Origin of the sequence: Streptococcus oralis (assembly GCF_006175905.1) — a bacterium.
In the GTDB taxonomy this organism is placed as follows: domain Bacteria; phylum Bacillota; class Bacilli; order Lactobacillales; family Streptococcaceae; genus Streptococcus; species Streptococcus oralis_BG.
The window spans coordinates 174601-186184 of the sequence record NZ_SSNB01000003.1; the positions used below are offsets into that span (position 1 = coordinate 174601).

Here is an 11584-nt window from a genome sequence, read left to right on the forward strand (position 1 = left end):
AAAACTCCATTTCAGCTATTACAACTGCTATGGAGCTCTTCTTTATTTCATGTCTTTTAGTCCACTTTGACAATCCATCCTTCTGGTGCTTCTACGTCACCAAATTGGATACCAGTCAATTCATCATAGAGTTTACGTGTAACAGGACCTACTTCTGTTTCGCTATAGAAAACATGGAAATCATCGCCATGTTGGATACCTCCAATTGGCGAAATGACCGCTGCTGTACCACAAGCTCCTGCCTCTACAAAACGATCCAAATTATCGATTGGGACATCACCTTCAATCGGTGTCAAGCCCAAGCGGTGTTCTGCCAAGTAAAGCAAAGAATACTTGGTAATAGATGGCAAGATAGATGGACTCAATGGCGTAACAAATTCATTGTCTGCCGTGATTCCAAAGAAGTTGGCTGATCCGACTTCTTCAATTTTTGTATGTGTAGATGGGTCTAGGTAGATAACATCTGAAAATTGACGTGACTTGGCCATTTTACCTGGAAGGAGACTAGCAGCATAGTTCCCACCTACCTTGGCTGCACCTGTACCATTTGGGGCTGCCCGGTCGTATTCATCCTGAATCAAGAAGTTGGTTGGGACTAAACCACCTTTAAAATAGTTACCAACTGGCATAGCAAAGATGGTGAAAATATACTCTTCTGCAGGTTTAACCCCAATAATATCCCCAACACCAATCAACAGCGGACGAAGATAAAGGGTTCCACCTGTTCCATATGGTGGGACGTATTCTTCATTTGCACGCACAACTGCTTTACAAGCTTCTACAAACATTTCTGTCGGAACTTGTGGCATCAAGAGGCGGTCGCAGGTACGTTGCAGACGCTTGGCATTTTCGTCAGGACGGAAAAGTTGAACACTGCCATCCTTGGTACGGTAGGCTTTCAATCCCTCAAATGCTTGCTGTCCATAATGGAGGCTTGGAGAAGACTCTGAAATATGCAAGGTTGCATCCTCTGTCAATTCTCCTTGATCCCATTGACCATTTTTGTAGTGAGCGATATAACGGTAAGGTAATTTCATATAAGCAAATCCAAGGTTTTCCCAATCAATTGCAACTGTCATGTGTTTCTCCTTTATACTATTCAAACTATGTGTTCTATTCTACACTTTTCTAGTAAAATTTCAAGTATTATTTGTAATTTTCTGAAAATTTTTTCAACATAAAGAAATCAGCCCTCTGGACTGATTCTTTTTACGAATTTGTTTTGTCCTCTTTAAAGACTTCTTTGAGGTAAGCATCGAAAACTTCTTCATCTGAAATGGTGTCTGAGATAAAGCTTCCATTGCTAGTGCGTTCAGACAAGTTGAGGTCCTGCAATCGACTCTCATAGATTGTTCCCTTGTTAGATTGAACAAGTAACGTTTGGTCGTTTTCTTCTACTTCTGTACTAAAGAGATCACCAACGAAACCTTGCTCTGCAACTGCTCCAGCCAAGAAGACACGATGCGGTTTGTTTTTCAACTCACGCAAGACTTGTAGGCCTCGTTTAGCACGGCTGGTCGCTGGAATTTCCTCAATGGAAACGCGTTTCAAGCTTCCACGTTGGGTCAAGAGGTAGAAGGATGAGGTGTTACAGATGAAGGCTGCCTGAAGCGCATCATCTGCTTTCAGGTTCATAGCCTTGACACCTGCAGCCTTGGAACCAACAACTGGAACCTCTTCGATATTGAAACGAAGGGCATAACCGTTTTGACTAATCAAAAGAACATCATCTAGTTTAATCGGAGCCACTGCTACAATCTGGTCTGTCTCGTCTTTGAGCTTGGCATACTTAACAGACTTCGACTTATAGGTCCGCCATGGAGAGAATTCTTTACGTTCTACACGCTTGATTTGACCAAGGCGAGTCGCTGCAAAATAAGTTGTCGCATCATCAAACTGATCCACTACTTCTGCATAGAGGATTTCTTCGTTAGTTTCAAAGTTTGTAATGGTCTGGCTCAGATGCTCTCCGATATCCTTCCAACGAATATCTGCCAATTCATGGATTGGTCGATAAATGACATTTCCAAGAGTAGTGAACATCAAGAGGTGCTGGGTTGTCTTGGCAGTTTGTACAAAGATCAGACGATCATCATCACGCTTGCCAATTTCTTCCAGCGTAGATGCTGCAAAGGAACGTGGGCTAGTACGCTTGATGTAACCAGCCTTGGTCACGCTAACATAGGTATCTTCCTCAGCAATCAAACTAGCTGTGTCAATCTCGATTACTTTTGCTGTATCTTCCAAAGTACTCAAACGTGGAGTCGCAAATTTCTTTTTGACCTCACGGAGTTCTTTCTTCATGAGATTGTACATAGTCCGTTCGTCACCGATGATCGCCGCGAGCATTGCAATCTTCTCACGAAGTTCTGCTTCTTCTTCCTGCAAGACAACCACGTCTGTATTGGTCAAACGGTAAAGTTGTAAGGTCACGATAGCTTCAGCCTGCTCTTCTGTAAACTCATAGCTGACCTTGAGGTTTTCCTTGGCGTCAGCCTTGTTCTCAGAAGCACGGATAAGGGCAATGATTTCGTCCAAAATCGAAATCACGCGAATCAAACCTTCAACGATATGGAGACGTTTCTCAGCTTTTTCCTTGTCAAAGCGGGAACGAGCCAAAATTACTTCACGACGGTGGGCGATATAGCTAGATAAGATTGGAACAATTCCAACCTGACGAGGTGTGAAATTGTCAATCGCCACCATGTTAAAGTTGTAGTTGATTTGCAGGTCAGTGTATTTGAAGAGATAGTTGAGTACAAGCTCGGTATTCGCATCTTTCTTAAGTTCAATAGCGATACGAAGACCGTCACGGTCAGACTCATCACGAACCTCAGCAATACCAGCTACTTTGTTATTGACACGAACATCATCAATTTTCTTAACTAGATTAGCCTTATTGATTTCATAAGGAATCTCAGTGATAACGATTTGTTCCTTACCACCTTTTAGCTTTTCAATCTCCGTCTTGGAACGAACAACTACGCGTCCTTTCCCAGTTTCATAGGCCTTCTTGATTTCATCACGCCCTTGGATGATAGCCCCTGTAGGGAAGTCTGGACCAGGTAAGAATTCCATGAGCTTGTCCACCTTGGCTGTTGGGTGGTCAATCATATAAACCGTCGCATCAATAACCTCAGCTAAATTATGCGGTGGAATGTCTGTAGCGTAACCAGCCGAAATCCCAGTCGAACCATTGACCAAGAGGTTTGGAAATGCTGCTGGCAAAACCGTCGGCTCTTTCTCGGTATCGTCAAAGTTCCAAGCAAAGGGAACTGTCTTTTTCTCGATATCTTGAAGAAGATAACCAGCAATCTCAGACAAACGAGCCTCTGTATAACGCATAGCCGCAGGTGGATCCCCGTCCATGGAACCGTTATTACCGTGCATTTCAACTAGAATTTCACGGTTCTTCCAGTCCTGTGACATACGAACCATGGCATCATAGATGGAAGAATCACCGTGTGGGTGAAAATTCCCCATGATGTTACCGACAGACTTGGCCGACTTACGGTAGCTCTTGTCAAAGGTATTGCCATCCTTATTCATCGAATAAAGAATACGACGTTGCACAGGCTTCAATCCATCACGAATATCTGGCAAAGCCCGGTCTTGAATGATGTATTTGGAGTAGCGACCAAAGCGCTCTCCCATGATGTCCTCCAGGGACATGTTTTGAATGTTAGACATAGGATACTAAGCCCGTAAAATGCAAAGTGAAAATAGGAAATTATTGCAGTGAGCGATGCTCACAAGAGAATTTATCTTTTTCACACAGCATTTAGGGCATGTTCAACTCCTTTCAAAGAATGTAGAGTAGGTTTTTATAGAATAAGGGATAATTTACAGAAATTAGTCCCGTGTTCAGTTTCTATATATAACTAAACTATCTTTTCTGTAATTTAATCTTTTAAATTATATACTTTATTTAGTTGGTGATTTGAAAGTCTCTCCTCAGCATACTGAATCATCTTCTCAGCTACTTCTTTATCGTAGTTAAATCCCATTTTTTGAGCAAGGGACTGAGCCTCTCGGTGGAAAAGGTCCATCGTAGCAAACAAAGATTGAGTGATTTTGTCACTACTTGAAAAATCAAGTAGATTTGAGAATTCCTTCTCTTTCTCAGCAGGCAAGTAATTAAAGAGGTACTTGTAGTTTTTACCGATATCAACCTTTCCCCTATCACTTGCCACCTGCCAGGTCAAGACTTTCAAGAGTTCTTGCTGACAAATACCGTAGAGATGGTCTGTCGCATATATGACTTGCTTGCGACAAATTCCTTTAACCACGTAAGCTGACACCCACCAAAATTCATTACAAGTTTTTTTAAAATCCATCTCACTAGCTGGATGTATCCAGAAACGTTCTGGCCTGGGATAATAAGACTCAAACAAACCCTTAGGATCCTCTAGTACCGTGAAATCCGCTTCGTTTTCTAACCACTCTTGAATTTGGTCTTTGGGGCAGAGGGTTAAATCAATCCGATTGCCATCTTCGAAAAGCATGAGGTAGAGACGGCGATGTCCCAGAGTAACCTCTTGCTCGATGATACGTTTGCCGAACTGGGTCAGCCAAGAAAGATCCCTCGTCAGATAATCTAAGTCATCCACAATATAGACAACATCATAGTCTTGAAATTCATCTGTTTGAATCTTTTGGTTTGTACGTGAACCAGATAGAGCCACAGCATCAACCTGTAGCACTTTTGCGGTTTGCAAAATCACATCAAACATCTCGGTTTCAGTTCTCATGGGAATACCTGCCTTTTTAGTGGAAACTCTTGATTCTGTAGAGGACATGTCTATAAAGCGGACTGTCTGCTGGAACTTTTTAATTATCAAATTCTTTGACAAATTCCATGTTCAGTTTTTGCATGACTTTTTGCGAAAGTTGATTGAGTAAGGATGTAAAAGAGTAAACTTCTGACAAGCCAGCCTGCTGAAAAACAAAGTCTAGACAGGCTTGGGCAGCCTCCGTCGCATAACCATCTTGGCTAGTTCAAGCAAATATGTCAGACCCAGTTTGTTGTCAAGCGTCATTGGCTGTCTCCTTTCATTCAGATTTTCTAAATCCTGTACCAACAGGCTTAAAACTTATTGACCGATAAAATCCATCTGCTTCAGATATTAATTCAATCCGTGTCAAAGGATATTTTTTGTGGATCTCCTCAATCAGCTGCTGTCCCAGTCCTTTTCTTCGGTGGGATTTATCAATAATTATTTCAGCTAAAAAGGTCGTCATCACTTCATCCGTCAGATAACGGGCAAAGCCAAGGATTTTCTGGCCCTCTTCAAGCACCAAGTAATGAGACAGATTTGTTGAGAATAGAGATGTCACTTTTTCCTCTGTAAAAGAAAGCCATTTTTCACTTTGATAAAGGCTATAAATAGCTTGACAATCTTTTCTGCTTGCAGGTCTGATAATCATCTTCTATTCCTCCAAATCTGTCAGACTTAATTAACACTCCCCACTGCTTCCGTTACCTTCATAGCAGGTTTGCGTTTTTTGTAGAGGCTGCGGATGGTGTTGATGTGGTCGCGGAGATTGACCACGTGAGTTCTTTCAGGATAAGCGTAGGCGTTGATTGCAGTAAAATCCACAAGGAAGTCATAGATTTCTTGTAGTTTTACACGGACTTCCTTGTTTTGACTAGATTCCTTGTATTCTTTTCTTCTCAAGTTCCCCTACAATGAATTGGATAGTTGAACAAATCCCAAAAACGATTAAAATAAAATAAAACCAATTCATATCGTTTCTATGATATATTTGAAAGCTTCTCCATAATACAAAAGTATTTACTAATGAAAGAAGGAAAAGTAAAATAGCATTGAATAGGAGTGTTATAGCAAACTTACTCTTAAAATACCTATAATGTTTTCCAATCCGATAGAGGGTATATAGTGAGAAAACAATCATCAAAGGTGTGAAGGCAAGTGCATAAAATAAGATAAACCCTATTCCTGAGTATGGTTTACTTTCCATTGGTAGATCTAATAAACAGATACCAATAGTGAGGATGTTCAATATAAACAAGGATACTGTGCGAGCACACTCTTTTCTACCTTTATTGGTCATTAAATCATATATAATTCCAAAAATGGCCAAGAGAACAAGGAAAAAAGGTATCATTAATAACGTAATCAATCCTGCACCTCCAATAGTTTTAGCGATTGTTTACCTACAAAAGATAATCATCACCTTTACTTGAACTTTATATCTCCCCTGTCTGGTAAAAGTTATATCCTTCGTAATAATATGAAGCATCCATCCCCTTAAAGAAACGGGTCTGAGTGAGGTCATCCGTCAGATTATTGAGGAGGAGATACTTGAGTTCTTATCAGCGTCAACTTTTAAAGTTTTAACTGTTCCTAAAATCAGTCCAAGCATTTAGGGTTCTGTTCTCATATTTCTCTCCTTCATCACTTAGAGCTATATGAAATAGTTTTTTATTATAAATTATAAACAATCGGTCATCTCCGACATTAGCTAAGCAATTAATCTCTATCCCCTACCAAAAAGTATTCTTGTCTTACTGATTTCGTTTGGTGTAATGGAGATAGAGAGGAGGAAGATAAGAAACCAGAATCATCAAAATCATTACCAAGAATGTCAACAGATGTATCTGAACTAAATTTACCACATACCATCCCAGAATACCTACAGATAGGGGGCCCAAAACATAGGATAGGAAAATCAAAAGAGCCTTCCACCGTTTCTCCGGATAGACATAACACAATCGAATAAGTGTGTAGATTAAGGCTCCTGCTATCAAAGGAAAACCAAATAAAATCATGACAAAGGATGCCACTAAAGAACCGGATTCTGAGGAATCCATATTGAATAAAAGCATCAAGATCATAAACAAGGTAAATACAATCGGTGCATATAAACCTTGGAAACTTTTTTTTCGACTGTTAATGTAGAATGCAAGAATAGCCGAGGGTAAAGAAACTAAGAAAATCAAACCCAAATAACTTCCAAAAATCGAATGTCCTGAACTATCCATTAATCATACTCCTTAAAACACAGTCGCTTCTTCCAGCGTAAACTTGATATTGTCTTCAATCCAGTTGCGACATGGTTCACCCTTGTCTCCCCTGAGGACATTGACACGGCGTTCAGCGCGAGCTAGATCTTCGATTGTAACACGGATAAGAGTGCGGGTTTCTGGATTCATCGTTGTTTCCCAGAGTTGATACGCATTCATCTCACCAAAAACCCTTGTAGCGTTCGAGGGCAACTTCCACTTGAAAACCATTGTCTCCGCCTTCAAAGTATAGGGCTGGCGTCAAGGTTTCCTTTCCTTCATTATTGAAAGTAGTTAACTTGGAAATAGATTAGCAAACTTTACCTGTATAATTTTTGATACCTGTGATATAATTCAAAATCCAACAATCCTGTCACAGTTTCTATAAAACGAAATCTTACTTTGCTTATTAGCTGAAATAACCTAATGTTTAGTTAAAATTAAAGATTAACCTTTTTGTCATTTTACTGATCCTTTTTAAATTCGAAGCCTTGACCATTAGTAGCAGAAAGTCCGTCTGAATTAAATATTTCAAGATGAATTGTATCTTTATCTTTCTTTTCAACCTGATATTGAATTCCATTATCATCAACTAAGTTTACAACCGAATCTTTACGATCCTTTACTTCTAGATTCTCAGCTATTTTGCTTTCACCACTTAAAATAGTCCACTTCCCACTTTCTTCTTTAAATTCATACTTAGAATTTGTTTGATCACTAGTCCATGTACCTTTTAGCCATGCCTCCTTCGAGGCACAAGCAGATAAAATAACAGCCATAAAAGCAACTAATAGAACAGCATATATTTTTTTCATCATAACTCCTTTGTAATTCTAAAATTTATTAAAATACTGTCGCTTCCTCAAGCGTAAACTTGACATTATCCTCAATCCACTTACGGCGTGGTTCGACCTTATCTCCCATAAGGACATTGACACGGCGTTCGGCGCGTGCTAAGTCTTCAATCGTGACACGAATGAGAGTTCGAGTATCTGGATTCATGGTTGTTTCCCAGAGTTGGTCCGCATTCATCTCACCAAGACCTTTGTAGCGTTGGAGAGTGGCTCCTTTGCCAAATTGCTTGCGGAGTTCTTCTAGCTCTCCGTCCGTCCAAGCATAGGCCACTTCTTCTTTCTTGCCTTTGCCTTTGGACATCTTGTAAAGAGGCGGAAGGGCAATATAGACATGGCCTGCCTCAACTAGCGGACGCATGTAACGATAGAAAAATGTCAAGAGCAAGGTTTGGATATGAGCACCGTCAGTATCCGCATCGGTCATGATAATGATTTTGTCATAGTTGGCATCTTCAATGGAGAAGTCTGCTCCCACACCCGCACCAATGGTATAAATCATGGTATTGATTTCTTCATTTTTGAGGATATCCGCCATCTTGGCCTTGGCTGTATTGATGACCTTACCTCGAAGGGGCAAGATAGCCTGGAACTTACGGTCACGGCCTTGTTTGGCAGAACCACCGGCAGAGTCCCCTTCGACTAGGTAGAGCTCGTTCTTTGCTGGATTTTTAGATTGAGCTGGAGTCAATTTTCCAGACAACAAGCCCTTGTCTTTCTTGTTTTTCTTACCATTTCGGCTCTCATCACGCGCTTTGCGGGCCGCCTCGCGCGCATCACGGGCCTTGATAGCCTTACGAATGAGATTGGAAGCTAGTTCTCCATTTTCCATGAGGAAGAAGGTTAACTTATCAGCCACAATACCATCGACAATTGGACGAGCCAGAGGACTCCCTAGTTTATCCTTGGTCTGACCTTCAAACTGGAGGTGTTCTTCAGGAACTAGGATAGAAAGAACGGCTGCAAGTCCCTCACGATAGTCTGAACCTTCAAGATTTTTATCTTTTTCCTTGAGAAGACCTGTCTTACGCGCATAGTCATTCATGACCTTTGTAATGGCAGACTTGAGTCCCGTCTCATGCGTTCCACCATCTTTCGTGCGAACGTTATTGACAAAGGATAGAATGTTATCTGAAAACCCATCATTGTACTGGAGGGCAACTTCCACTTGGAAACCATTATCTTCGCCTTCAAAGTATAGGACTGGCGTCAAGGTTTCCTTGTCTTCATTGAGGTAAGAAACAAAGTCTTGTACCCCGTTCTCATAATGGAATTCGATTGCTTCATCTGTTCGCTTATCTGTCAAAGACAAGGTGACATTTTTTAAGAGAAAGGCTGACTCATTGAGTCGTTCTGAAATGGTATTGTACTTGAAGTCAGTCGTAGAAAAAATCGTCGCGTCAGGCATGAAGGTAACCTTGGTACCTGTCTTAGACTTGGGTGCTGTACCAATTTTCTTCAAGGTTGTAACGGGTTTTCCACCATTTTCAAATCGTTGCTTGTAGACTGTACCGTCACGGGTAATTTCAACTTCCAACCAACTTGAGAGTGCATTAACAACCGAAGATCCCACCCCGTGGAGACCACCAGATGTTTTGTAGCCACCTTGACCGAATTTTCCTCCAGCGTGGAGAATGGTAAAGATAACCTCAACAGTTGGAATTCCCATGGCATGCATCCCAGTTGGCATCCCACGACCATGGTCTTGAACGGTTAGACTGCCGTCTTTATTGATGGTCACATCAATGCGTTCACCAAATCCAGACAAGGCTTCATCAACTGCATTGTCGACAATTTCCCAGACTAGATGATGGAGACCAGCACCGTCGGTCGATCCGATATACATCCCTGGACGTTTACGGACCGCATCCAACCCTTCTAGCACCTGAATGGCGTCATCATTGTAGTTATTAATATTGATTTCCTTTTTTGACACAAGGAACCTCCTATTTGTTCATCTTTACTATTTTACAGGTTTTCTAGCGATTTTGCAAAGCTTTTCCCTTTCAGCTGTCACAAATTCACAGGATATTCCCTGACTTTCTATACCATTTCATGGTATAATAGGTCTATGATGACATTTGTATTATTAATTTTAGCTTATCTGTTAGGTTCGATTCCGTCTGGTCTATGGATTGGACAAATCTTCTTTCAAACAAATCTGCGTGAACATGGTTCTGGAAACACCGGAACAACCAATACTTTCCGAATTTTGGGTAAGAAAGCGGGTATGGCAACCTTTGTGATTGACTTCTTTAAAGGGACCTTGGCCACTCTCCTTCCTATTCTTTTCCACCTTCAAGGTGTATCACCTCTTGTATTTGGACTTTTGGCTGTGATTGGACATACTTTCCCTATCTTTGCAGGATTTAAGGGGGGCAAGGCTGTCGCAACCAGTGCTGGAGTGATTTTCGGATTTGCGCCTGTTTTCTGTCTCTATCTAGCAATCGTATTCTTTGGAAGCCTCTATCTAGGCAGTATGATTTCACTGTCTAGCGTTACCGCTTCTATCGCAGCCGTTATCGGAGTTCTCCTATTTCCACTATTTGGTTTTATCCTAAACAGCTATGACCCTCTCTTCATTTTGATTATCCTAGCACTTGCTAGCTTGATTATCATTCGTCACAAGGATAATATCACACGTATCAAAAATAAAACTGAAAATCTTGTCCCTTGGGGATTGAACCTAACCCATCAAAATCCTAACAAATAAAACGCCAGTTTGAAACTGACGTTTTTTTGTATGCTTATTTTGACTTGATGTAGTTGATACCGTCTGCCTTAGGTGCAACTGCTTTTCCAAAGAAGGCTGCTAAGACAAGAATGGTCAAGACATAAGGGGCGATTTGAAGGTAAACCGCTGGCACTCCTTGTAGGAAAGGCAATTGAGAACCGATAACTGCCAAACTTTGTGAAAGTCCAAAGAAGAGACTAGAAAGCATAGCACCGATTGGATTCCATTTACCAAAGATCATTGCCGCAAGAGCGATAAATCCAGGACCGACAATAGTTGTCACTGAGAAGTTAACTGAAATGGATTGAGCATAAATCGCTCCCCCAATTCCCCCTAGGAAACCTGAAATGATAACCCCAAGATATCGCATCTTGTAGACATTGATCCCCAAGGTATCCGCTGCTTGAGGGTGTTCACCAACAGAGCGAAGGCGAAGACCAAAGCGGGTCTTGAAGAGGATAAACCAAGCAAGGAAAGAGAAGGCAATCGCGATATAACCTAGTAGACTGGTTGACTTGAAGAAGATATCACCAATCACAGGGATATCAGCCAAAACTGGGAAATCAAAACGTCCAAAAGTCTGGCTTAAGTTATCCGTTTGCCCTTTGTTATAAAGAACTTTAACCAAGAAAACTGCTAGGGCAGGAGCCATCAAGTTCAATACTGTACCACTGACAACATGGTCTGCACGGAAATGAACTGTAGCGACGGCATGGATGAGGGAGAAAATAGCTCCCACGATACCAGCAACTAACAAGGAAATCCAAGGAGTCGCTGCTCCAAGTTGTTCTGCAAACTCAAGGTTAAAGACAACCCCAGAAAAGGCTCCCATAACCATAATTCCTTCAAGACCAACGTTAACGACACCACCACGTTCAGAGAAAACTCCCCCGATACTCGTAAAAATAAGTGGTGCTGAGTAAATCAGCATAGAAGAGACCAAGAGGGTGAGCAATGTTGTAATAGACATCC

The 11584-nt window shown here is 41.3% G+C and carries 10 protein-coding genes and 3 pseudogenes; 1 reads left to right on the forward strand and 12 read right to left on the reverse strand.

The genetic code is table 11. The features are described 5' to 3' along the window. Nucleotides 1–56: 56 nt before the first annotated feature. From E7Y33_RS06650 to parE, 11 genes and pseudogenes are all read right to left on the reverse strand, one after another. Nucleotides 57–1094, reverse strand: coding sequence for a branched-chain amino acid aminotransferase (locus E7Y33_RS06650; protein WP_284697408.1), 1038 nt, complete (start codon nucleotides 1092–1094; stop codon nucleotides 57–59). 115 nt (nucleotides 1095–1209) lie between these two features. Continuing rightward, the gene (gene parC / locus E7Y33_RS06655) at nucleotides 1210–3690 is read right to left on the reverse strand and encodes a DNA topoisomerase IV subunit A (RefSeq protein WP_139690016.1); all 2481 of its coding nucleotides are present in this window, start codon (nucleotides 3688–3690) and stop codon (nucleotides 1210–1212) included. A 212-nt stretch (nucleotides 3691–3902) separates the two neighbouring features. Beyond that, a complete protein-coding gene (locus E7Y33_RS06660; protein ID WP_139690017.1) occupies nucleotides 3903–4751 on the reverse strand; it encodes an aminoglycoside 6-adenylyltransferase in 849 nt (282 codons plus the stop codon). A gap of 16 nt (nucleotides 4752–4767) precedes the next feature. Further along, nucleotides 4768–4986 (reverse strand): annotated as a pseudogene (locus E7Y33_RS06665) (GNAT family N-acetyltransferase); the annotation flags it as partial. A gap of 66 nt (nucleotides 4987–5052) precedes the next feature. After that, entirely contained in the window at nucleotides 5053–5427 is a 375-nt protein-coding gene (locus E7Y33_RS06670; RefSeq protein WP_125825736.1) for a GNAT family N-acetyltransferase, read from the reverse strand. 26 nt (nucleotides 5428–5453) lie between these two features. Then, nucleotides 5454–5660 (reverse strand): annotated as a pseudogene (locus E7Y33_RS06675) (hypothetical protein); the annotation flags it as partial. Then, nucleotides 5650–6129 (reverse strand): hypothetical protein, encoded by a 480-nt coding sequence (locus tag E7Y33_RS09575; RefSeq protein WP_125825778.1) that lies wholly within the window; start codon nucleotides 6127–6129, stop codon nucleotides 5650–5652. The gene E7Y33_RS09575 and the pseudogene E7Y33_RS06675, both read right to left, overlap by 11 nt. 400 nt (nucleotides 6130–6529) lie before the next feature. After that, nucleotides 6530–7006 (reverse strand): hypothetical protein, encoded by a 477-nt coding sequence (locus tag E7Y33_RS06690; protein WP_139690018.1) that lies wholly within the window; start codon nucleotides 7004–7006, stop codon nucleotides 6530–6532. A 12-nt stretch (nucleotides 7007–7018) separates the two neighbouring features. Continuing rightward, nucleotides 7019–7235, reverse strand: a pseudogene (locus E7Y33_RS06695) (toprim domain-containing protein); the annotation flags it as partial. Nucleotides 7236–7491: 256 nt separating this feature from the next. Then, complete coding sequence (locus E7Y33_RS06700; protein ID WP_139690019.1) at nucleotides 7492–7842, reverse strand: lipoprotein; 351 nt, start codon at nucleotides 7840–7842, stop codon at nucleotides 7492–7494. 28 nt (nucleotides 7843–7870) lie between these two features. After that, nucleotides 7871–9814, reverse strand: a complete 1944-nt coding sequence (gene parE, locus E7Y33_RS06705) for a DNA topoisomerase IV subunit B (protein ID WP_139690020.1) — start codon at nucleotides 9812–9814, stop codon at nucleotides 7871–7873. A gap of 135 nt (nucleotides 9815–9949) precedes the next feature. On the opposite strand from parE, the gene plsY reads away from it, so the two are divergent. Continuing rightward, entirely contained in the window at nucleotides 9950–10591 is a 642-nt protein-coding gene (gene plsY / locus E7Y33_RS06710) for a glycerol-3-phosphate 1-O-acyltransferase PlsY (protein ID WP_000988206.1), read from the forward strand. A 34-nt stretch (nucleotides 10592–10625) separates the two neighbouring features. On the opposite strand, the gene E7Y33_RS06715 is transcribed toward plsY, so the two are convergent. Next, complete coding sequence (locus E7Y33_RS06715; RefSeq protein WP_000029131.1) at nucleotides 10626–11582, reverse strand: ABC transporter permease; 957 nt, start codon at nucleotides 11580–11582, stop codon at nucleotides 10626–10628. Between the last annotated feature and the right edge of the window lie 2 nt (nucleotides 11583–11584).